At 69.1% G+C, this 20977-nt stretch carries 20 protein-coding genes; 19 read left to right on the forward strand and 1 reads right to left on the reverse strand.

The genetic code is table 11. The annotated features are described in order from the left end of the window. The first annotated feature begins 61 nt into the window (after positions 1-61). The 14 genes from ACP2AH_RS19925 to ACP2AH_RS19990 all read left to right on the forward strand — a co-directional run bounded on the left by ACP2AH_RS19925 (position 62) and on the right by ACP2AH_RS19990 (position 15442). Positions 62-1234: a deoxyguanosinetriphosphate triphosphohydrolase gene (locus ACP2AH_RS19925; RefSeq protein WP_425107394.1), complete on the forward strand. Its 1173-nt coding sequence runs from the start codon at positions 62-64 to the stop codon at positions 1232-1234. Between the two features lie 45 nt (positions 1235-1279). Continuing rightward, positions 1280-3046, forward strand: coding sequence for an arginine--tRNA ligase (argS, locus tag ACP2AH_RS19930; protein ID WP_425107395.1), 1767 nt, complete (start codon positions 1280-1282; stop codon positions 3044-3046). A gap of 91 nt (positions 3047-3137) precedes the next feature. After that, a complete protein-coding gene (locus ACP2AH_RS19935) occupies positions 3138-5159 on the forward strand; it encodes an SPOR domain-containing protein (RefSeq protein WP_425107396.1) in 2022 nt (673 codons plus the stop codon). 14 nt (positions 5160-5173) lie between these two features. After that, the gene (nagZ, locus tag ACP2AH_RS19940; protein ID WP_425107397.1) at positions 5174-6202 is read left to right on the forward strand and encodes a beta-N-acetylhexosaminidase; all 1029 of its coding nucleotides are present in this window, start codon (positions 5174-5176) and stop codon (positions 6200-6202) included. 19 nt (positions 6203-6221) lie between these two features. Continuing rightward, positions 6222-7028, forward strand: coding sequence for a segregation and condensation protein A (locus tag ACP2AH_RS19945; protein WP_425107398.1), 807 nt, complete (start codon positions 6222-6224; stop codon positions 7026-7028). Next, a complete protein-coding gene (gene scpB / locus ACP2AH_RS19950; RefSeq protein WP_425107399.1) occupies positions 7025-7741 on the forward strand; it encodes an SMC-Scp complex subunit ScpB in 717 nt (238 codons plus the stop codon). Before ACP2AH_RS19945 ends, scpB begins: the two co-directional genes overlap by 4 nt. Before the next feature lie 34 nt (positions 7742-7775). Beyond that, positions 7776-8855 carry an ABC transporter ATP-binding protein gene (locus ACP2AH_RS19955; protein WP_425107504.1) on the forward strand — a complete coding sequence of 360 codons (1080 nt, stop codon included), beginning with the start codon at positions 7776-7778 and terminating at the stop codon, positions 8853-8855. A gap of 67 nt (positions 8856-8922) precedes the next feature. Then, positions 8923-9147: a twin-arginine translocase TatA/TatE family subunit gene (locus ACP2AH_RS19960; protein ID WP_425107400.1), complete on the forward strand. Its 225-nt coding sequence runs from the start codon at positions 8923-8925 to the stop codon at positions 9145-9147. Between the two features lie 57 nt (positions 9148-9204). Continuing rightward, the gene (gene tatB, locus ACP2AH_RS19965; RefSeq protein ID WP_425107401.1) at positions 9205-10191 is read left to right on the forward strand and encodes a Sec-independent protein translocase protein TatB; all 987 of its coding nucleotides are present in this window, start codon (positions 9205-9207) and stop codon (positions 10189-10191) included. Continuing rightward, the gene (gene tatC, locus ACP2AH_RS19970; protein WP_425107402.1) at positions 10188-10979 is read left to right on the forward strand and encodes a twin-arginine translocase subunit TatC; all 792 of its coding nucleotides are present in this window, start codon (positions 10188-10190) and stop codon (positions 10977-10979) included. The genes tatB and tatC overlap by 4 nt, the downstream gene beginning before the upstream one ends. A gap of 190 nt (positions 10980-11169) precedes the next feature. Next, positions 11170-12465 (forward strand): serine--tRNA ligase, encoded by a 1296-nt coding sequence (serS, locus tag ACP2AH_RS19975; protein WP_425107403.1) that lies wholly within the window; start codon positions 11170-11172, stop codon positions 12463-12465. A 121-nt stretch (positions 12466-12586) separates the two neighbouring features. After that, positions 12587-13375, forward strand: a complete 789-nt coding sequence (surE, locus tag ACP2AH_RS19980) for a 5'/3'-nucleotidase SurE (RefSeq protein WP_425107404.1) — start codon at positions 12587-12589, stop codon at positions 13373-13375. Positions 13376-13417: 42 nt separating this feature from the next. Beyond that, positions 13418-14074 carry a protein-L-isoaspartate(D-aspartate) O-methyltransferase gene (locus tag ACP2AH_RS19985; protein ID WP_244376375.1) on the forward strand — a complete coding sequence of 219 codons (657 nt, stop codon included), beginning with the start codon at positions 13418-13420 and terminating at the stop codon, positions 14072-14074. Positions 14075-14182: 108 nt separating this feature from the next. Beyond that, positions 14183-15442: a peptidoglycan DD-metalloendopeptidase family protein gene (locus tag ACP2AH_RS19990; RefSeq protein ID WP_425107406.1), complete on the forward strand. Its 1260-nt coding sequence runs from the start codon at positions 14183-14185 to the stop codon at positions 15440-15442. A 91-nt stretch (positions 15443-15533) separates the two neighbouring features. Here the strand turns inward: ACP2AH_RS19990 and ACP2AH_RS19995 are convergent, their stop codons facing one another. Continuing rightward, positions 15534-16430, reverse strand: coding sequence for an ATP-binding protein (locus ACP2AH_RS19995; RefSeq protein ID WP_425107407.1), 897 nt, complete (start codon positions 16428-16430; stop codon positions 15534-15536). A gap of 197 nt (positions 16431-16627) precedes the next feature. Here ACP2AH_RS19995 and yajC point away from each other — a divergent pair, with 197 nt between their 5' ends. Genes yajC through ACP2AH_RS20020 form a run of 5 tightly spaced genes read left to right on the forward strand, consistent with a single transcriptional unit; the run spans position 16628 to position 20931 of the window. Beyond that, positions 16628-16969 carry a preprotein translocase subunit YajC gene (gene yajC / locus ACP2AH_RS20000; RefSeq protein ID WP_425107408.1) on the forward strand — a complete coding sequence of 114 codons (342 nt, stop codon included), beginning with the start codon at positions 16628-16630 and terminating at the stop codon, positions 16967-16969. Between the two features lie 49 nt (positions 16970-17018). Next, positions 17019-18617: a protein translocase subunit SecD gene (gene secD, locus ACP2AH_RS20005; protein ID WP_425107409.1), complete on the forward strand. Its 1599-nt coding sequence runs from the start codon at positions 17019-17021 to the stop codon at positions 18615-18617. A gap of 15 nt (positions 18618-18632) precedes the next feature. Next, positions 18633-19598, forward strand: coding sequence for a protein translocase subunit SecF (secF, locus tag ACP2AH_RS20010; RefSeq protein ID WP_425107410.1), 966 nt, complete (start codon positions 18633-18635; stop codon positions 19596-19598). Positions 19599-19629: 31 nt separating this feature from the next. Then, on the forward strand, positions 19630-20007 hold the full coding sequence (locus ACP2AH_RS20015) for an Mth938-like domain-containing protein (protein WP_425107411.1): 378 nt from the start codon (positions 19630-19632) through the stop codon (positions 20005-20007). Positions 20008-20046: 39 nt separating this feature from the next. Next, complete coding sequence (locus ACP2AH_RS20020; RefSeq protein WP_425107412.1) at positions 20047-20931, forward strand: phytoene/squalene synthase family protein; 885 nt, start codon at positions 20047-20049, stop codon at positions 20929-20931. Positions 20932-20977 lie beyond the last annotated feature (46 nt).

Raw genomic sequence — 20977 nt, forward strand, 5'->3', positions numbered from 1 at the left:
TTAAGTGCTGCAGCCCCCGAGTCAAAGGGGGCTTCTCGCAGAATGGGCAGGAGAGACGCGCATGGCGGTGGCCGGGGCGCAGCCGCGGGCGCCATGGGCGTCGAAGGCTGAGGAAAGCCGGGGACGCCTCTACCCCGAGGCTGGCGGCGATGCGCGCAGCGCCTTCCGCCGCGATGCCGACCGCATCATCCATTCCAGCGCCTTCCGCCGGCTGGCCTACAAGACGCAGGTGTTCTCCTATCACGAGGGCGACCATTACCGCACAAGACTGACCCATACGCTGGAGGTGGTGCAGGTGGCGCGCTCGGTGGCGCGGGCGCTCGGCCTCGATGAGGATCTGAGCGAGGCGCTGGCGCTGGCGCATGATCTCGGTCACCCGCCCTTCGCCCATGCCGGCGAGCGCGTGCTCGACGCCTGCATGGCGGCCTATGGCGGCTTCGATCACAATGCGCAGTCGCTGCGCGTGGTGACGCGGCTGGAGAACCGCTATCCGGATTTCGACGGGCTGAACCTGTGCTGGGAGGCGCATGAGGGTATCGTCAAGCACAACGGCCCCCAGCACGCGCCGCTGCCGCACGCCATCGAGGTGCATGCCGAGCGGCAGGACCTCTGGCTGTGGAGCTGGCCCTCCGCCGAGGCGCAGGTCGCCGCCCTTGCCGACGACATCGCCTATGACGTGCACGACCTCGATGACGGGCTGCGTGCCGGCCTGTTCGGTCTCGACGAACTGGCCGAGCTGCCGCTTGTCGGGTCGATCCTCACGGATATCCGCGCCAGCTGGCCGAATCTCGACCGCGCCCGGCTGTTCCATGAGCTGGGCCGGCGGATGATCACCGTGCTGATCGGCGACGTGGTTGCCGAGAGCCGCCGGCGGATCGCCCTCGCGCAGCCCGCGGACGCCGACGCCCTGCGCCGGCTCGGTCATGCCGTGGTGGCATTCTCAGGGGAGACGGCGGCGGCGGAAAAGGCGATCAAGGCGTTCCTGTTTCCGCGCATGTACCGGCATCCCCGGGTGATGGAGGCCATGGACGCGGCGGGGGCGGTGGTGCGTGATCTGTTCGCCCGCTACATGGCCGATACCGCCGCCCTGCCGGAGGAATGGCGGGCCAGCGTCGAGGGCCGCAGCGAGGTGGCGCGCGCCCGGCGGATTGCCGATTTCCTCGCCGGCCAGACCGACCGCTACGCCCTCGCCGAGCATGCCCGGCTCTTTGACAGGGCACCGGAACTGCGGTAGCGGCAGCGGCCCCTTTGGGTCTGGCCGCGCCGGGAGTCTTCCGTCATGAACCTTTTCGCCCTGTTCGCCGATCACGTCCGCGAGGCCCTTGCCGGGCTCGCGCGCGAAGGGGTGGTGCCCGCCGGGGTCGATACGGCGCGAGTCGTGGTGGAGCCGCCGCGCGACGCCTCCCATGGCGACCTTTCCACCAATGCGGCGATGGTGCTCGCCAAGGAAGCCGGCGTGAAGCCGCGCGACCTCGCGGAGAAACTGTCGGCCAAGCTCGCGGCGCTGCCGGGTGTCGCTAAGGTGGACGTGGCCGGCCCGGGCTTCATCAATCTGACGCTGGACGGTTCCTACTGGCCGCAGGTGCTTGCCGCCGTGCTGGTTCAGGGCCGCGACTACGGCCGCTCGCAGGCGGGTGGCGGCCAGCCGATCAATGTCGAATATGTCTCCGCCAACCCCACCGGGCCGATGCATGTCGGCCATTGCCGCGGCGCCGTGTTCGGCGACGCGCTGGCGAATCTGCTGGCCTTCGCCGGCTGGAAGGTGACGCGCGAATATTACATCAACGATGCCGGCGCGCAGGTGGACGTGCTCGCCCGCTCCGCCTTCCTGCGTTACCGCGAGGCGCTGGGCGAGACGATCACCATTCCCGAGGGGCTCTATCCCGGCGATTATCTCGTCCCCGTCGGCAAGGCGCTGGTGACGAAATACGGCCGCACGCTGCTCGATAAGCCGGAAGAGGAATGGCTGCCGGCGGTGCGGATCATCGCCATCGACGCGATGATGGCGATGATCCGCACCGATCTCGCTGCCCTCAACATCCATCACGAGACCTTCTTTTCCGAGCGCACGCTGCATGCCCGGCCGGACGGCGCGCCGAGCATCATCGACCGGCTGCTGGAGACGCTGCGGGCGCGCGATCTCGTCTATGAGGGCCGCCTGGCGCCGCCCAAGGGGCAGCCGGTGGAGGATTGGGAGGATCGCGAGCAGACGCTGTTCCGCGCCACGCAGTTTGGCGACGATGTCGACCGCCCGCTGATGAAGTCCGACGGCGCCTATACCTATTTCGCCGCCGACATCGCCTATCACAAGGACAAGTTCGACCGCGGCTTCAAGCGGATGATCGACATCTGGGGTGCCGACCATGGCGGCTATGTCAAGCGCATGCAGGCGGCGGTGAAGGCCGCTTCCGACGGCGAAGCCAGCCTTGATGTCGAGCTGTGTCAGCTGGTCCGGCTGCTGCGCAATGGCGAGCCGGTGAAGATGTCGAAGCGCGCCGGCGATTTCGTGACGCTGCGCGACGTGGTCGACGAGGTCGGCCGCGACGCGGTGCGGTTCATGATGATCAACCGCAAGAACGACGCCGTGCTCGACTTCGATCTCGCCAAGGTGATCGAGCAGTCGCGCGACAATCCGGTGTTCTATGTGCAGTACGCGCATGCCCGGGCCTGCTCCATCCTGCGCAACGCGGCGCAGGCTTTCGCCGACCTGCCGTCGGCGCCGGCCGAGTTCGCCGGCGCGGCGCTGGCGCGGCTCGACGACGAAGGGGAAGTCGGCCTCGCCCGCCTCATCGCCAATTATCCGCGCCTGATCGAGCAGGCGGCCCCGGCGCGCGAGCCGCACCGGCTCGCCTTTTATCTCTACGATCTCGCCAGCGCCCTGCACGGACAGTGGAATCGCGGAAAGGATCTGCCTCATTTACGCTTCATTATCGAAGATGATCGAGAGTTGACCTATGCGCGGCTGGCTTTGGTGCATGCCGTCGCGCTGATCATCGCTTCAGGACTTTCCATTCTTGGAGTCGATGCTCCCGAAGAAATGCGGTGAGCGCGTTCGCGACGGTTCGTTCGACCTGCCGCTCCCGTGATGCCGCCCGATGGGCGGTCCTGGTGTTGAACGTGGCGAACAGGTTCTGAAGATGGGCAATGAGAACATGCGTGACCGGCCGGAAAACGGCGCCGAGGACCCGCTTGCCGAACTTGCGCGTCTGATGGCCCAGGAAGACGATTTCGCCGAGCTGCTGCGCCAGTCGCCGCCCGCGCGGACGGCCGCCCCGCCCCAACCCCCGGCCGCCCCTTCGGGCCGGCCCATGTCTCCTCCGCCCACCCGGCCGCCGTTGACGGCGCGCCGTCCCACCGATGAAGCGCGTCCCGCGCCCGGTTCCTTCGCCGCGCTGGCGGCGGAAGTCTATGGTGAGGGCGTGTCGCGCGGAGCGCCGCCGCGTCCGGGTTCAGAGTATCAGGCGCCGGACGCTCATCGCGAACCTGCCCGTGGCGAACGGCCCGATCCGCGCGCTCCCTATGTGCCGCCGCGTCCGCAGGTGACCGAGGCCGGCCGCCGCATGCCGGCCCCGAATGCGGCCCCCTCGGCGCCGCCGCGTCCGCTGCCGACCCGGCCGGAGGCTCCCCGCCCCGAGGCGCCTCGTGCGCCTTCGCCGCGACCGCTGACGGCGGCGGACATGGCGCGCCAGGAAGCGCTGCGTCAGGAGGCCTTGCGCCAGGACGCTCTACGTCAGGAAGCTCTCCGCCAGGACGCCCTGCGCCAGGAGGCTTCCCGTCCTGATCTTGGTCGCCAGGAAGCGGCACGCCAGGAAGCACTGCGCCGTGAGGCGCTGCGTCAAGAAGCCGTGCGCCAGGATGCGGCACGCCAAGATGCTGCCCGTCAGGAAGCGGCCCGTCAGGAGGCCGCGCGCCAGCAGGCTGCGCGTCAGGAGAGTGCCCGTCGCGAGGCGGCCGCGCATGCTGCGGCGGCACCTTCCGCGAGTGGCGGGGATGAGGCCGCCGACACCCGCATTCCGGCCTGGATGACCCGCGCCACGGCCGCGGCACGCGCCGTCGACGCGCCGGCCCCCGCCGCTCCGCCGGCCAGCTCGGCGGCCCAAGGCCGTCCCACGAGCGCCCAGCACCCGGTCGATCTCGACGAGGATGCTTATGATTACGGGCGTTCCGCTGGCGACTACCCGCCGGAGGCCGACGCCTACGACGATTATGCGCCGGAGGAACAGGCGCCCAAGGGCCTCGACCGCAAGCGCCTGATGATGATCGGCGGGGCCGTGGTGGTGTTCATCGGTGCCGCCGCCATCGGCTATAGCCTGATGTCCGGCCGCTCGACCTCCACGGTCGCCGGCGCTCCGCCGGTCATTCGCGCCGATCAGGGGCCGAACAAGGTGGTTCCCAACCAGCCGGCGGCGGAGCAGGGCTCCGATGGCCAAAAGCTGATCTATGACCGCGTCGGCGGCGCCACTACCGGCAATGAACAGGTGGTGTCGAGCGAGGAGCAGCCGGTCGACGTGTCCCAGGCGGCGCAGCCGCAGCCGCGCGTCATCCAGACCTCGCCGTCGAACGCCTCGCAGCCCGGCTCCGGCGAGCCCAAGCGCGTGCGCACTCTCACCGTCCGCGCCGATGGCACGGTGGTGGAGGTGCCGGCCCCGGCCGCGCCGGTGCCTCCCGGCACTTCGGCCGCTCCCGCCGGGAATCCCGTCGCGCTGAACATGGGTGCGGGCGGCGCCGTGCCGACCTCACCCACGCCGCTCGCCGCGACGCCCTCCATCGTCGACAACATGCCTGCCGACGCGGCCCCCGCGCCGGCCCCGGCTGCCGCCCCGCGTGTCGCGACCCCCGCGCCGGCCGCGCCGCCGGCCCGTACAGCTGCAGCGCCTGCGGCGTCGTCGAGCGCGTCGTCCGTGCCGGCGGGTGCCTATGTCGTGCAGATCGCCTCGGTTCGCTCTGAGGCCGAAGCGCAGGCGACCTGGCGCAGCGCCCAGACCCGCTACGCCGACCTGCTGCGCGGCCAGCCCTTCAGCACCAAGCGGGCCGATCTCGGCGACAAGGGCATCTATTACCGGGCGCAGGTGGGAAATTTCAGCTCGCGGGACGGCGCGGTAAGCCTGTGCGAAGCCCTGCGCGCCCAGGGCACGACCTGCATGGTCACCCGCAACTGAGCCGCCGGAACCCCATGACCGCCTCGCCCGCGCCGCGCGCCTTCATCACCGGCTGCGCCGGCACCGCGCTCACCCCCGATGAGGTCGCCTTCCTGGAGGAGGCGGCGCCGTGGGGGCTGATCCTGTTCCGCCGCAATGTCGAGAGCCCCGCCCAGGTGGCGGCGCTTGTCGCCGCCTTTCGCGCTACGGTGGGCCGCCCCGACGCGCCGGTGCTGATCGACCAGGAAGGCGGCCGGGTTCAACGCCTCGCCCCGCCGCACTGGCCGGCCTATCCGCCGGCGGAAGTGTTCGCGCGCCGTGCCGAGGCGGGTGACACGGACGGCGCGGCCGAGGCCGCCCGGCTCGGTGCACGGCTGATGGCGGCCGATCTCGCGGCGCTCGGCATCACCGTCGACTGCGTGCCCTGCGCCGATCTGCGCCTGCCCGAAGGCCATGGCATCATCGGCGACCGCGCCTATGGCGCGACCCCGCCGCAGGTGGCGCATCTCGCCCGCGCCGCGGCCGAAGGGCTGATGAGCGGCGGCGTGCTGCCGGTGCTCAAGCACATTCCCGGCCATGGCCGCGCCCGTGCCGACAGCCATGAGAGCCTGCCGGTTGTCGAGACCTCCCGCGCCGAGCTGGAAGCGACCGATTTCGCCCCGTTCCGCGCCCTCGCCGACCTGCCGCTCGGCATGACGGCGCATGTCGTCTACACCGCTATCGATCCCGACCGCCCGGCGACGACCTCGCCCATGGTGATCGCCGAGATCATCCGCGGCCATATCGGCTTCGACGGCGCGCTGATGAGCGACGATCTCTCCATGGGCGCGCTGGCGGGGTCGCTCGCCCACCGCGCCGAGGCGTCCTTCGCCGCCGGCTGCGACCTCGCGCTTCACTGCAATGGCCGGCTGGACGAGATGGCCGAAGTGGCCTCCCGCACGCCGCTCCTCGCGGGCGAGGCGGCCCGGCGCTGCGCGGCGGCACTGGCGCGTCTGGCCGTGCCGGAGGAAATCGCCCTGGATGAGGCACGGACGCGTTTTTCGGCTATGATCGCGGCGTCCTGAACGTCGTTCGCGGTTCCTGATGGTCCAAAGCCAGTTCTCCTTCGATGCCGACGCCGCGCGCCAGGCGGGCGAGCCCGCGCTGGTCGTCGATGTCGACGGCTTCGAGGGGCCGCTCGACCTGCTGCTGGCGCTGGCGCGCACGCAGAAGGTGGACCTGCACCGCATTTCCATCCTCCAGCTTGCCGAGCAGTATCTGCACTTCGTCGAGGAGGCGCGCCGTATCCGGCTGGAGCTGGCGGCGGACTACCTCGTCATGGCGGCATGGCTCGCCTATCTCAAATCGCGCCTCCTGCTGCCCGATCCGCCAAAGGAAGAGGGGCCGAGCGCTTCCGATCTCGCCGCCGATCTCGCCGAACGGCTGCGCCGGCTGGAGCAGATCCGCGCTGCCGCCGCGCATCTCGCCACGCGCGACCGTGTTGGCCACGAGGTTTTCACGCGCGGGGCGCCGGAGCCGCTGCAGGCGGCTGGCCCCATCGTCTATGAGGCGACGCTCTATGATCTGCTCGCCGCTTACGGTGCCCAGCGGCAGAAAATGGCGCTGTCACAGGTGCGCTTTCCGCCGCGCAGCGTGATCTCGCTGGCCGAGGCGCGCGAGCGGCTGGAAAGGCTTCTCGGGCGGCTGGCGCTGCATGGCGAATGGTCCCGGCTCGATGGTTTCCTGCTCAACTGGATCGCCGATCCGAAGATGCGCGCGACGGCGCTCGCCTCCGGCTTCTCGGCGACGCTGGAAATGGTGCGCGAGGGACTGATCGACGTGCAGCAGGAGGAGAGTTTCGCGCCGATCTGGATCCGCAGCCGGCGCGACGTGCCGGGGGAGGGCGCATGAGCGCCGAGGCGGCCCGCAGCCCCCTGCCGGAGCCGGCGGAAGAGGCGCCGCGCGCGCCGGGACGCGACCCGGATCTGCGCCTGCTCGAAGCCATGCTGTTTGCCGCCGGCGAGCCGCTGGACGAAGCCACCATGGCCGCACGCCTGCCCGATGGCGCCGATGTACGGGCGCTGCTCGCCACTCTTTCGGCCGACTATGCCGACCGCGGCTTCAATCTCGCGCGGGTGGCCGGCAAATGGATGCTGCGCACGGCGCCCGATCTTGGCTTCCTGCTCGCTCGCGACAAGCCGGAGCCGCGCCGGCTCTCGCGCGCCGCGCTGGAGACGCTGGCGATCATCGCCTATCACCAGCCCGTCACCCGCGCCGAGATCGAGGAAATTCGCGGCGTTTCCACAAACAAGGGCACGCTCGACGTGCTGCTCGCCGCCGGCTGGGTGCGGCTGCGCGGGCGGCGGCGCAGCCCCGGGCGGCCGGTGACCTATGGCACCACCGAGACATTCCTCGTGCATTATGGGCTCGACACCATCCAGGACCTGCCGGGCCTCGACGAGTTGCGCGGCACCGGAATGATCGATTCGCGCGTCGCCGCCGGCCTTACCGTGCCGCTGCCCAGCGACGCGCCCGACCTGAAGGACGACGAAGACCCGCTCGAGCCGGAATTCGAACTGTCCTTCGCGCACGAACCGGATGGCGACGACGATCCGGACGACTGAAAGAGCCCCCATGCTGACAGAATCAGGTAGCGCCATGCCGTCCCAACCCTCCCGCACGCCGGTCTCGCTCGCCAGCCGGCTGGTGCTGGAAGAGGTGCGCCATGGCTATGGTGAGGTGGAAGCGGTGCGCGGCGTCAGCCTCACCGTGGAGCCGGGCGAGATCCTCTGCCTGCTCGGCCAGTCCGGCTGCGGCAAGACCACGCTGCTGCGGCTGATCGCCGGCATCGAGCGGCCGAGCCACGGGCGAATCCTGCTCGACCGGCAGGTGGTGGCCGGTCCCGACGCCTTCGTGCCGCCGGAAAAGCGCGCCATCGGACTGGTGTTCCAGGACTATGCGCTGTTCCCCCACCTCACCAATGTGGAAAACGTCGCCTTCGGCCTGCGCCGTCTGGGGCCTTCCGGGGCGCATGACGAGGCGATGCGGGCGCTGGAACGGGTGCGCCTTGCCGCCTATGCGGAAAACTATCCACATGCTTTGTCGGGCGGTGAGCAGCAGCGCGTGGCGCTCGCCCGCGCGCTCGTGCCGCGCCCCGGCATTCTCCTTATGGACGAACCGTTCTCCGGCCTCGACAGTCGGCTGCGGGGCAGTGTGCGCAGCGAAACGCTGAAGGTTCTGCGCGATGCCCGCGCCACCTGCATCATCGTCACCCACGACCCGGAAGAGGCGATGCGGCTCGGCGACCGCATCGCGCTGATGCGCAAGGGGCAGCTGGTGCAAATCGGCGCGCCGGAAGAACTCTACCGCCATCCCGCCGATCTCGAAGTGGCGCGTTTCTTCTGCGAAATCAATGAGGTGGAGGGTGTGGTGCGCCAAGGTCGGGTGGACACCCCGCTCGGCAGTTTCCCCGCTCCCGGCCTTGCCGAGGGGGAGGCGGCCACAGTGGCCATCCGTCCGCAGGGTGTCGAGCTGAAGGCGCCCGGCTCCGGCGTGCGGGGGCGAATCGTCCATCATCGCTTCCTGGGCGAACTCGACCTTTACGAGGTGGCGGTGGAGGGGCTGGACCGGCCATTGGTCGCACGGCGCCGCCCGACCGCCGGCCTATTACGTGGGCATGACGTCGGAGTGAACATCGAGCCGGCCGAGGTTCTTGTCTTCGCCACGGGCCGGCCCTAGTGTCCGGGTTGAGTTGCGATGCGCGGCTGCAAGGGGCCGGCGGCGCTTCGGGCAAGGGAGTTTTGTGATGGGTTCTCTCAGCATCTGGCACTGGATCATCGTGCTGGTGGTCGTGCTCCTCCTCTTCGGTCGCGGCAAGCTGTCCGAGCTGATGGGCGATGCCGCCAAGGGCATCAAGGCGTTCAAGAAGGGCATGGCGGACGAGGACGACACGGCGGCCAAGCCCGCCGAGCCGGCGCGCTCGCTCGATCACCAGCCGAAGGTGGAAGCCGAGCGGACCAAGGTCGGCTGATTTCCGGCCTCGGCTTCTCGATCGGGGAGGGTCGCGTTTCGCGGCCCCGCATGATGCATGCTTGATATCGGCTGGTCGGAATTTCTCGTCATCGGCGTGGTCGCCCTTGTGGTGATCGGGCCGAAGGAGTTGCCACGCGTGCTCCGCACCATGGGGCAGGGCGTGCGCAAGCTGCGCCATATGGCGGGCGAGTTCCAGGGACAGTTCAACGAGGCGTTGCGTGAGGCGGAGCTTTCCGACCTCAAGGACAGCGTCAGCGGGCTGCGCAACGATCTTTCCGGCCTCGCCAGCAATGCGCGCGAGTCGCTTGCCAAGGCGCTGCCGACCAATCCGCTGCAGGACATCGAAACCGAGCTGAAGGCGCCGACCGGCAGCGTGGAAGCCGGCAGCAGCCTGCCGCCCGCCGACACGGCCGAGGCGGCGCTGCCCGCGCCCGGCGACCTTGAGCCCCACCCGTTCGAGACGGTGGAGGACGAGGTACGCAGCGCGGCGGCGGGCCTTGAGGCCGTCTCGCCTTCCGCGCCGACACCCGTACCGTCCGCCGCTCCGGTGGCATCTGCTGCACCGGCGACGGCTGCGGCCCCGGCGACGGCCGCGACCCCGCCCGCCGCGACGCCGGGCGCACCCGCCCCGACGGTGCCACCGGCATCGGCCCCTGCCGCTGCGACGGCGCCCGCTCCCGTCGCGACCGCTCCTGCGGCCCCGCGTCCGCAGACAGCGGCCGAGCCTGCAAAGGCCAGCGAGGTCGCTCCCGCCGTCGTGCCCGCCGCGCCGAAGCCCAAGCGCGTGCGTGCGTCTGCGGCGAAGGCCGCTGTACCTCCGGTGGACGCGGTCCCGACGGACCCGGCACCGGTGGACGCGGCGCCGAAGCCCGCACCCCGCCGTCCGCGCAAGCCGGCTCCCGTCGCCGAAGTGGCCGAACCCGGGCTGTTCGAGGCCGTCGCCTCTCTCGATCAGCCCCCCGCCGCCCCGGCGGTCAAGCGGCCAGCCAAACCGCGCGTCAAGGTCAAGCCGGCCTCCGGCAATGAAGGGCCGGCCACATGAGCCAGGATGATATCGACGCGTCCAAGGCGCCGCTGATTGAACATCTGATCGAGCTGCGCGCCCGCCTGATCAAGTCGCTGATCGCGTTCTTCATCGCGTTCTTTGGCTGCTTCATGCTGGGCAAGTTCATCTACAACATCCTGCTCTGGCCCTATGAATTCGCGGCCGGCGGCACCGAGCACGTCAAGCTCATCTACACCGCGCCGCAGGAGTTCCTGTTCACCCAGATCAAGCTCGGCATGTTCGGGGCGGCGTTCATCTCCTTCCCCATCGTGGCGACGCAGATCTATATGTTCGTCGCACCGGGGCTCTACAGCCACGAGAAGAACGCCTTCAGGCCCTATCTGATCGCGACGCCGGTGTGCTTCCTCATCGGCGCGGCCTTCGTCTATTTCGTCGCCATGCCGCTGGCGATGACCTATTTCCTCTCCATGCAGCAGATGGCCGGGCCGGGCTCGCCGGAAATCTCCATGCTGCCGCAGGTGAGCGAATATCTCTCGCTTATCATGACGCTGATCTTCGCCTTCGGCATCTGCTTCCAGCTGCCGGTGATCCTCACCTTGCTGGCGCAGATCGGGGTGGTGACGTCCGACCAACTGAAGAAGGCGCGGCGCTACGCCATTGTCGGCGTGTTCATCCTCGCGGCGGTGCTCACCCCGCCCGACGTGGTGAGCCAGTTCGCCCTCGCCATCCCGACCCTGCTGCTCTACGAGGTCTCGGTCTTCCTGGTGCGCATGGTCGAGAAGAAGAAGCGCGCGGCGGAAGCGGCGGCCGACGCGGCCGCCTGATCCCGGGCGGCATCCTTCGAGGCCCGGCTTTGCCGGGCACCTCAGGATGACGTTTGCGAGCGAAGCGAGCCTCGAAGCACGCACCTACGCGCTTTCGGCGCTCCCGCCCTTGTCCCCGCCGTCCCGATTGGCTACGTCCCTCACGTTCCGGCGTGAGGCCGGGAGCGGCGCGTTTGAAGGCGAGACTGCCATGCACGACATCAAGTGGATCCGCGAAGAGCCGAACGGGCTCATCAACGCGCTGGTGCGGCGCGGCACCGACGCCTCAGAAGCGCAGGCACTGGTCGAAGGGCTGATCGCCCTCGACGAGACCCGCCGTTCCGGCATCGTCCGGCTGGAAGAGCTGCAGGCCCGCCGCAACGCCGCCTCCAAGGAGATCGGCGCCGCCAAGAAGGCGGGCGAGAACGACCGCGCCGAGGCGCTGATGGCCGAGGTCGGCGCGCTGAAGACCGACATTCCCGCGCTGGAAGAGCAGGTGAAGGCGGCCGAGGCCGAGCTGCACAACCGGCTTGCCGCCATTCCCAACGTGCCGCTCGATGTGGTGCCCGAGGGCAAGGACGAGCACGACAATGTCGAGATCGCGCTCGTCGGCCAGAAGATCGGCTTTCCCTTCGTGCCGAAGCAGCATTTCGAGATCGGCGAAGGCCTCGGCCAGATGGATTTCGAGGCGGCGGCGAAGCTCTCCGGCGCTCGCTTCGTGGTGCTGAAGAACAAGCTGGCCCGCCTGGAGCGCGCCATCGGCCAGTTCTTCATCAACACCCACACCGAGGAACACGGCTACACGGAAGTGGCGCCGCCGGTGCTGGTCAAGGACGAGGCGATGTTCGGCACCGCCCAGCTGCCGAAGTTCCGGGAGGATCAGTTCCGCGCCGGTGAGGACTTCTGGCTCATCCCCACCGCCGAAGTGCCGCTGACCAATCTCGTCGCCCAGTCCATCCTCTCCGAGGAAGAGCTGCCGCTGCGCTTCACCGCGCTCACCCCCTGCTTCCGCGCCGAGGCGGGGTCGGCGGGGCGCGATACGCGCGGCATGATCCGCCAGCACCAGTTCAACAAGGTGGAGATGGTCTCCATCACCACGCCGGAGCAATCGGCGGACGAGCATGAGCGCATGCTGGCCTGCGCGCAGGCGGTGCTGAAGAAGCTCGGCCTGCATTTCCGGGTGGTGACGCTCTGCACCGGCGACATGGGCTTCGCCTCGGCCAAGACCTATGACATCGAAGTCTGGCTGCCCGGCCAGAACGCCTTCCGCGAGATTTCCTCCTGCTCCACCTGCACCGATTTCCAGGCGCGGCGGATGAATGCGCGCTACCGCCCGGCGGGCGCCAAGGCGCCGCGCTACCTGCACACGCTCAACGGTTCGGGCGTCGCGGTCGGCCGGGCCATGGTGGCGATCCTGGAGAATTACCAGAACGAGGACGGTTCCGTCGCGGTGCCGGACGTGCTGGTGCCCTATATGGGCGGGCTGACGCGGATCGAGCGCGCCTGAACCGCCGTCATCCCGGACGGCCGAAGGCCGCTCCGGGATCGTGTGCCGAATGGAGAGCGAACCCGGCATGGCGGCTCCGCCGTCGGCCGGGAGAACGCCGAGTGAAGAACTGAGGAGCAGCATGCGCATTCTGGTGACGAATGACGACGGCATCCACGCGCCGGGATTGGACGCCTGCGCCCGCATTGCCCGGGCGCTGTCCGACGATGTGTGGGTGGTGGCGCCGGAGACCGACCAGTCCGGCGTGTCGCATTCGCTCTCGCTGTCCGATCCGCTGCGGCTGCGGCAGGTGGAGGAGAAGCGCTTCGCGGTGAAGGGCACCCCCACCGATTGCGTCATCATGGCGGTGCGGCACCTCCTCGCCGACCACAAGCCCGATCTCGTGCTCTCCGGCGTCAATCGCGGCCAGAACGTGGCCGAGGATGTCGGCTATTCCGGCACGGTGGCCGGCGCGATGGAAGGCACGGTGCTCGGTATCCCCTCCATCGCCCTGTCGCAGGCCTATGGCTTCGAGACCCGCAAGGCGCCGCCCTATGATGTCGCCGAACATTGGGGCCCGCAGGTGGTGCGCACGCTGCTGGAAGAGGGCATTCCGCCCGGCATCGTGGTCAATGTGAACTTCCCCAACCGCCCCGTGGACGAGGTGCGCGGCATCGCCGTCACCGCGCAGGGCCGGCGCGACCAGGACCTGCTGCGCATCGACGCGCGTCATGACGGAAGGGGAAACCCCTATTTCTGGATCGCCTTCGAGAAGCGTATCTTCGACACGGTCAACGGCTCGGACCTGCACGCGCTGGACGAGGGCTGCATTTCCGTCACGCCGCTGCGCCTCGACATGACCGACGAGCCGATGATGACGCGGCTGGCGCAGGTCTTCGCCAAGCCCTCCGCGGCCGCGAAGTTGCGCTGAGCCGGAGGCCCGGCGTTCCGGGCAGGGCAGGGGAGGTCGCCCGTGAGCGGCGCCGAGATAAGCGAGGATCTGCAGCGCGCCGAATTGCTGCTGGCGCTGCGCAAGCGCGGCATGCGCGAGTGGCAGGTCATGCGCGCCATGGAGCAGGTGCCGCGCGAACGCTTTGTCGAGCCGGCCTTCCGCCCCATCGCCTGGCGCGACCTCGCTCTGCCGCTCGATTGCGGCCAGACCATCAGCCAGCCCACCGTGGTGGCGCTGATGACCGAGGCGCTTGAACTGGGGCCCTCGCACAGTGTGCTGGAAATCGGCACCGGCTCCGGCTACCAGGCCGCCATCCTCGCCAGTATCGCCGGCCATGTGGTGACGCTGGAGCGCTTCCGCACCCTGGCGGACTCGGCGGCGCGGCGACTCGCCGCGCTCGGCTATGCCAATGTCGAGGTGCTGGTCGCCGACGGACGCGAGGGAGCCCCCCAACGCGCGCCGTTCGACCGCATCATCCTCACCGCTGCCGTGGAAGAAGTGCCCCCGGCGCTGTTCGAGCAACTGGCCATGGGGGGCATTCTGGTGGCCCCGGTCGGGCCGCCCGAGGCGACGCAGACTCTCATGCGCTATCGGCGCGGATTGCAGGGGCTGGAGACCCGCGAACTGGCGCGCGTGCGCTTCGTGCCGATGCTCGCGGGTGTCGCGGTAGTGCTCTGAGAATGCCGGGAATCCGCCATTTTTCCTGATGTGTACGGGTCCGCTTAAGCGGCTGTTTACCTGTACGCCGCATTAATCATCCCGAGTCCAGCGTTCGGGTGGGGTGCGATGCGTAAGTTTCTGAAGGTGTCCGGTGCCGGTCCCCTCATGCGGATTTCCGCCGTCGCTCTGATGGCAGCGGGAATGGCCGCGTGCAGTGCCGATTCCGCCAGGTTCAGCGCCAATCCGAACAGCAATCCTTTCGCCTCGCAGCCGACTTATACCGGCTCCGTCGCCGCGGCGCCGACCGGCGCGGTGCAGAGCGCGCCCATGGCGGCGGCGCCCGGCAATGGTGTGCCGCTGGCCCCGGTCGGTCAGCAGGCGAGCGCTTACCCCGCGCCCGGTGCCGCGCCGGCCCCCTATGGCGCGCAGTCCCCCTACGGTGCCCCCGCTTATGGCGCGCCGGTGGCGACCTCTCCCTATGGCGCGCCCGTCCAGCCGGCTCCCACCCAGGTTGCCGCGGCTCCGACGCATCTCTCCTCGCCCGTCCCCGCCCAGCCCGGCTATGGCGGAACGCAGCCGCTTTATGGCAGCCAGCCGCAGCCTCTCGCCGCCGCCACACCCGCCCCCGTCCGCACCCCGCAGGTCGCGGCTTCCGGCGGTTCGCATGTGGTGGCGCCGGGCGAGACGCTGAGCTCCATCGCCCGCAATTACGGCCTGACGCGCACCGAACTCGCCAATGCCAATGGCATCGACTTCAACACCATGGTGCGCATCGGCCAGAAGCTGACCATTCCGGGCGCCTCGGGCGGGGCGGTGATCGCCGCCGCGCCGAAGCCCGCCGCCACGCCGGCGGCGCCGAAGCCGACCCCCGTCGTCGCCACCGCGCCGGCCACGCCGGCCGCCACTCCCGCACCGGTCGCCCAGGCGAATGCGGCGCCGAAGCCGCAGACCATCGCCGCCGTCAAGCCCTCCGAGACCCCGGACGAAATCCGCACCGCCGCTGCGGGTCCGCAGTTCCGCTGGCCGGTGCGCGGGCGCGTCATCTCCGGCTTCGGGCCGAAGCCGGGCGGCCAGCAGAATGAAGGCATCAACATCTCGGTGCCGGAAGGCACGGCGGTGAAGGCCGCCGAGGACGGTGTCGTCGCCTATGCCGGCAGCGAGCTGAAGGGCTACGGCAATCTCGTCCTCATCAAGCACGCCGATGGCTGGGTGACCGCCTATGCCAATAACAGCGCGCTCGAGGTGAAGAAGGGCGACACGGTCAAGCGCGGGCAGGTGATCGCCAAGGCCGGCCAGACCGGCAACGTCTCCTCGCCGCAGCTGCATTTCGAGATCCGCAAGGGCTCGCAGCCGGTCGATCCGTCGCAGTACCTTGCCGGCCTCTGACCTGTCACCCCTCGCGTAAGACTAGATTTCATGGCGGAGCCGCAGCGCTCCGCCATTCGTTTCCGGCGCGACGTTTGGACCTTGGCGCCGGTCAGCGCGGGGCGGCCGGCGGTTCCGACAGGGACACGCCCAGCCGCCCCGCGACATCCTGCACATATTGCCAGGCCGTCCGCCCCGAACGCGCCCCGCGCGTGGTGGACCATTCCAGCGCCTCCTGCCGCAGAACTTCCGGCGCGATGGGAATCGCGAAATGCGCGACATAGCTGTCGATCATCGCGAGATAATCGTCCTGGCTGCATTTGTGGAAGCCGAGCCACAGGCCGAAACGGTCGGAGAGCGAAACCTTTTCCTCGACCGCCTCGCCCGGATTGATCGCGGTCGAGCGCTCGTTCTCCACCATCTCGCGCGCCAGGATGTGGCGGCGGTTTGAGGTGGCGTAGAAGATCACATTCTCCGGCCGGCCTTCGATACCGCCTTCCAGCACCGCTTTAAGCGACTTGTAGGAGGTGTCGTCGGCGTCGAAGGACAGGTCGTCGCAGAAGATGACGAATCGGAACGGCGCCGGCCGCACCAGGCTCATCAGCGCGGGCAGGGTCTCGATGTCCTCGCGGTGAATTTCCACCAGTTTGAGCGGCGGCTTACCTTCGCGGGCCATTTCGGCATTCACAGAGGCGTGGGCGGCCTTCACCAGCGAGCTCTTGCCCATGCCGCGCGCGCCCCACAGCAGCGCATTGTTGGCCGGCAGGTCCCGGGCGAAGCGTAGCGTGTTGTCGAGCAGCAGGTCGCGGGTGCGCTCGATGCCCTTGAGCAGGTCCATCTCGACCCGGCTGACACGCGGCACGGCCTCAAGCCGGCGTTCATCCGCGTGCCAGATGAAGGCGTCGGCCGCGTTGAAATCCGCCGTTGCCGGGCGGGCGGGGGCGATGCGTTCGAGCGCCTCGGCAATGCGGGTGAGAACGGCGCCGAGATCATCCGGTGTGTGCGTCATGGTGAGGCTCCTCCGCATGGGGGAATAGTCCGTGCCGAGGCGGGGGACAAGAAGAACCGTAACGCCGGGTACGCTTTGCCCGCCGGATGCCGCGCACAGTGCGGTGAGGGCGTTTGCAATCGCCGGGCGCCTCAGTATAGTCCGCGCCGCTTCGCCGGGCCTTTCGCCCGCCTTCGATCGACGGACAAGGAACCGACATGTTGATTACGCCCGCCTATGCGCAGGCCGCCTCCGCCGCCGGCGGTACCGACATGCTGATGTCGCTGCTGCCCTTCGTGCTGATTTTCGTGATCATGTACTTCCTGATTCTGCGTCCGCAGCAGAAGAAGGTGAAGGCGCATCAGGAAATGGTGAAGAGCGTGCGTCGTGGCGACACGGTCGTCACCTCGGGCGGTCTCATCGGCAAGGTCGCCCGGGTGATCGACGACAGCGAGATCGAGCTGCAGCTTTCTGAAGGCGTGAAGATCCGCCAGCTGCGTGGCATGATCTCCGAGGTTCGCGCCAAGGGCGAGCCGGCCAAGGAAGACACCGAGTCCTGAGCGCTGACCTCTTGCGGCCGTAGCCGTTCGCGCGGCCGGAAGGAACCCCATGCTTTACTTCTCGAAATGGAAGGCGTTCGCGATCCTGGCGGTCTCGGCCATCATCTGTCTGATGGCCGTGCCGAGCCTGTTGTCGCAATCCGCCTATGACAGCCTGCCGCATGTCCTCCAGCGCAAGATCGTGCTGGGCCTCGACCTTCAGGGCGGGTCCTACATCGTCCTGCAGGTCGACGCCCAGTCCGTGCGCAAGATCCGCCTTGAGCATCTGCGCGATGACGCCCGTCGCGTGCTTCGCGATGCCAAGATCGGCTACACCGGCCTCGCCATTCAGGGCGACGCGGTGCAGGTGCGCGTCCGCGATGGGCAGGATGTCGACGCGGCGCTGACCCAGTTGCGGGGCCTTGCCCAGCCGCTCGGCGGCGCGATGTCCACCAGCGGCCAGCTCGACACCGATGTCTCGCGCGATGGCAACACCATCTCGCTCTCGCCCACCGCGGCGGGCATCCAGTCGCGCACCATTCAGGCGGTGTCGCAGTCCATCGAGATCATCCGCAAGCGTATCGACCAGCTCGGCACCACAGAGCCGTCGATCCAGCGCCAGGGTGCCGACCGCATCCAGGTGCAGGTGCCCGGCCTGCAGGACCCGTCGCGCCTCAAGGCGCTGCTGGGCCAGACCGCGCAGCTGAGCTTCCGCCTCGTCGACAACACGATGAGCGCGCAGCAGGCGCTGCAGGGGCGCCCCCCGGCCGGCACTGACGTGCTTTATTCCCAGGACAACCCGCCGGTTCCCTATCTGATCGAGCAGCGCGTGCTGGTCGCCGGCGAGGACCTCACCGACGCGCAGCCGAGCTTCGATCCGACGACGCGCGAGCCGGTGGTCACCTTCCGCTTCAACACCAACGGCGCCCGCCGCTTCGCCGAGGCGACGCAGGCCAATGTCGGCCGGCCCTTCGCCATCATTCTCGACAACCACGTGATCTCCGCGCCGGTCATCCGCGAGCCGATCATGGGCGGTTCCGGCCAGATCAGCGGCAATTTCACCGTGCAGCAGGCGAATGATCTCGCCATCCTGCTGCGCGCCGGCGCGCTGCCGGTGCCGCTGCAGGTGGTGGAAGAGCGCACCGTCGGTCCCGGCCTCGGCGCGGACTCGATCCGGGCCGGCCTCATCGCCTCCATTGTCGGCGCGACCCTGGTGGCGCTGTTCATGGTGGCGACCTATGGGCTGTTCGGCGTCATCGCCAACATCGCTGTCGCGATCAATGTCGGCATGATCTTCGGCGTGCTGGCCATGCTGGGGGCGACGCTGACCCTGCCCGGCATTGCCGGCGTGGTGCTCACCGTCGGCATCGCAGTGGACTCAAACGTGCTGATCTATGAGCGCATCCGCGAGGAGGCGAGGGCCGGACGCTCGGCGATTTCCGCCATCGACGCGGGCTTCTCGCGCGCGCTGGCGACCATCCTCGACTCGAACATCACCACCTTCATCGCGGCGGCGGTGCTGTTCTATGTCGGTTCCGGTCCGGTGCGTGGCTTCGCCATCACCTTCGGCATCGGTATCATCACCACCGTGTTCACCGCCTTCACGCTGACCCGCCTTATGGTGGCGCTGTGGGTGCGCTGGCAGCGCCCCCAGCGCGTGCCGATCTGAGAAAGGCGAGCTTCCATGCGTCTGCTCCGCATCGTTCCGGACGACACGAATTTCGACTTCATCCGCTTCCGGCGGATCAGCTTCCCGATCTCGGCGCTGCTGTCGATCGTGGCGCTGTTGGCGTTCTTCTTCCTGGGCCTGAACTTCGGCATCGACTTCAAGGGCGGCACGCTGCTTGAGGTGCGCTACGCCAACAACACGCTGAACATCTCCGATGTCCGCTCCCGCCTTGAGTCGCTCGACCTTGGCGAAGTGCAGATCCAGGAGATCGGCAATGACGGCGAGGTGCTGATCCGCGTCGCCCAGCAGCCGGGCGGCGAGCAGGCGCAGCAGGCCGTGGTCGGCAAGGTGCGGGCCGCGCTCGGCGAGGGTGTGGAGTATCGCCGCGTCGAAGTGGTCGGCCCGCGCGTCTCTCAGGAATTGCTGAGCTACGGCATCGTCGGCCTGATGATGGCGGTGTTCTGCATCCTGGTTTACCTGTGGTTCCGCTTCGAGTGGCAGTTCGCCCTCGGCGCCTCCATCGCCAACTTCCACGACATCGTGCTCACCATCGGGTTCATGGCGATCTTCCAGATCGACTTCGACCTGACCAGCGTGGCCGCGCTGCTGACCATTCTCGGCTATTCGCTGAACGACACGATCGTCATTTACGACCGCATCCGTGAAATGCTGCGGCGCTACAAGAAGATGCCGACCGAGGAACTGCTCAACGCCTCGATCAACTCCACCTTGTCGCGCTCGGTCATCACCCATGTGACGGTGACGCTGGCGCTGCTGGCGCTGGTGCTGTTCGGCGGCCGGGCGATCCATTCCTTCTCGGTGACCATGATGTTCGGCGTGGTGCTGGTCGGCACCTACACCTCCATCTTCATCGCCTCGCCGCTGCTCATCTATCTCGGGGTCTCCACCCGGGCGATGGCGGAAAAGGCGGAGAAGGAAGCCAAGAGCGCCAACACCAAGGCGGAACGCCTCGCGCCGTGAGCGCGGGCGTCCGCAAGCGGAAGGCCGGCTGATGGCGACGCCCGACGCCCATCTCCCGTATCAGGTGCCGATCGACGGCTATGCGCGCGGCGCGTTCCACTTCGCCGGCATGGCCTCGGCCGGCTCCATCCTCGCGCTGCCCTCCGGCATCCATGCCTGGGCGCCGCTGGAGCCGCGCGAGATCGATGAGGCGGCTCTCGCCCGCGTCTTCGCGGAGGCGGGCAGCTTCCAATTGCTGCTGATCGGCACCGGCGTCGATCCCTGGCCGCTGCCCGAGGCGCTGCGCTGGCGGCTGCGCGATGCCGGGCTCTCGGTCGACACCCTCCCTACACGCTCGGCCGCCTCGACCTATAATGTGCTTCTGGCGGAAGGCCGCCCGGTCGCCGCCGCGCTGCTCGCGCTGCCCTGAGGCGCGGCCGCCTCACGCCAACCCTTCCGGACCCATCACATGAGCCGTCCGAGCCTGACCACGCCGACGGAGTATTGCGCGGCGCTGGTGCGCGACCTCGACCGCGACCGCTACGTCGCCGACCTGTTCGCCCCCGTCGAGCGGCGCGGCGCGCTGTTCGCACTGCACGCCTTCAACGCCGAAGTGGCGCGGGTGCGCGAGGCGATCACCAACCCGCTCGCCGGCGAGGTGCGGCTGCAATGGTGGCGGGACGCGCTGGCGGGCGAAGGGCAGGGCGAGGTGCAGGCCAACCCCGTGGCGGCGGCGCTGCTGGAAGCGATCGCCACCCACCGCCTGCCGCGCGCCAGCTTCGAGGCGCTGCTGGAGGCGCGGCATTTCGATCTCTATGACGACGCCATGCCGACGGTGAACGATCTCGAAGGCTATGCCGGGGAGACCTCCTCGGCGCTGATCCGCCTCGCGACGCTGGTACTGTCGCCGCAGGCGGGCGCCGCTTCGGCGGAAGCGGCCGGCCATGCCGGGGTGGCCTATGCCGTTACCGGGCTGCTGCGGGCCTTCCCCGTGCATGCGCGGCGCGGCCAGTGCTACCTGCCGCTCGATCTGCTTGCCGCCCACGGGCTAACCCGCGAGGACGCGGTGTCGGGGGTGGCCAGTCCCGCGCTCGGGGAGGTGCTCGCCGCGTTGCGGGCGCTGGCGCGCCGGCACCATCGGGCGGCGATGACGGCGCTCGCCGGTGTGCCGGCGGCGGAACTGCCGGCCTTCCTGCCGCTGACGCTGGTACCTAGCGATCTCGACCGGCTGGAGCGGCCGCACGATCCCTTCACCGGCGTGCCACCGGCGCCGGCCTTCCTGCGGCTGTGGCGGCTCTGGCGCGGCGCCGGCACGCTGGCCAAGGCCGCCCGCGCCGACCGGGCCGCGCGCTAGAGCACGTTCCGATCTGATTGCACCGCAATCAGATCGGTAAAACGTT

The sequence above is a fragment of the Ancylobacter sp. genome, assembly GCF_965249975.1.
Lineage (GTDB): Bacteria > Pseudomonadota > Alphaproteobacteria > Rhizobiales > Xanthobacteraceae > Ancylobacter.

What these genes read in the sequence shown, in the direction of transcription:
- ACP2AH_RS19990 (WP_425107406.1), top strand. Translation starts at nt 14,183, where the DNA reads ATGCGTAAGTTTCTGAAGGTGTCCGGTGCCGGTCCCCTCATGCGGATT.
- ACP2AH_RS19945 (WP_425107398.1), top strand. Translation starts at nt 6,222, where the DNA reads ATGGTCCAAAGCCAGTTCTCCTTCGATGCCGACGCCGCGCGCCAGGCG.
- ACP2AH_RS20015 (WP_425107411.1), top strand. Translation starts at nt 19,630, where the DNA reads ATGGCGACGCCCGACGCCCATCTCCCGTATCAGGTGCCGATCGACGGC.
- yajC (WP_425107408.1), top strand. Translation starts at nt 16,628, where the DNA reads ATGTTGATTACGCCCGCCTATGCGCAGGCCGCCTCCGCCGCCGGCGGT.
- ACP2AH_RS19995 (WP_425107407.1), bottom strand. Translation starts at nt 16,430, where the DNA reads ATGACGCACACACCGGATGATCTCGGCGCCGTTCTCACCCGCATTGCC.
- ACP2AH_RS19960 (WP_425107400.1), top strand. Translation starts at nt 8,923, where the DNA reads ATGGGTTCTCTCAGCATCTGGCACTGGATCATCGTGCTGGTGGTCGTG.
- scpB (WP_425107399.1), top strand. Translation starts at nt 7,025, where the DNA reads ATGAGCGCCGAGGCGGCCCGCAGCCCCCTGCCGGAGCCGGCGGAAGAG.
- tatB (WP_425107401.1), top strand. Translation starts at nt 9,205, where the DNA reads ATGCTTGATATCGGCTGGTCGGAATTTCTCGTCATCGGCGTGGTCGCC.
- tatC (WP_425107402.1), top strand. Translation starts at nt 10,188, where the DNA reads ATGAGCCAGGATGATATCGACGCGTCCAAGGCGCCGCTGATTGAACAT.
- secF (WP_425107410.1), top strand. Translation starts at nt 18,633, where the DNA reads ATGCGTCTGCTCCGCATCGTTCCGGACGACACGAATTTCGACTTCATC.
- nagZ (WP_425107397.1), top strand. Translation starts at nt 5,174, where the DNA reads ATGACCGCCTCGCCCGCGCCGCGCGCCTTCATCACCGGCTGCGCCGGC.
- ACP2AH_RS19935 (WP_425107396.1), top strand. Translation starts at nt 3,138, where the DNA reads ATGGGCAATGAGAACATGCGTGACCGGCCGGAAAACGGCGCCGAGGAC.
- ACP2AH_RS19955 (WP_425107504.1), top strand. Translation starts at nt 7,776, where the DNA reads ATGCCGTCCCAACCCTCCCGCACGCCGGTCTCGCTCGCCAGCCGGCTG.
- ACP2AH_RS19925 (WP_425107394.1), top strand. Translation starts at nt 62, where the DNA reads ATGGCGGTGGCCGGGGCGCAGCCGCGGGCGCCATGGGCGTCGAAGGCT.
- ACP2AH_RS20020 (WP_425107412.1), top strand. Translation starts at nt 20,047, where the DNA reads ATGAGCCGTCCGAGCCTGACCACGCCGACGGAGTATTGCGCGGCGCTG.
- serS (WP_425107403.1), top strand. Translation starts at nt 11,170, where the DNA reads ATGCACGACATCAAGTGGATCCGCGAAGAGCCGAACGGGCTCATCAAC.
- argS (WP_425107395.1), top strand. Translation starts at nt 1,280, where the DNA reads ATGAACCTTTTCGCCCTGTTCGCCGATCACGTCCGCGAGGCCCTTGCC.
- secD (WP_425107409.1), top strand. Translation starts at nt 17,019, where the DNA reads ATGCTTTACTTCTCGAAATGGAAGGCGTTCGCGATCCTGGCGGTCTCG.
- surE (WP_425107404.1), top strand. Translation starts at nt 12,587, where the DNA reads ATGCGCATTCTGGTGACGAATGACGACGGCATCCACGCGCCGGGATTG.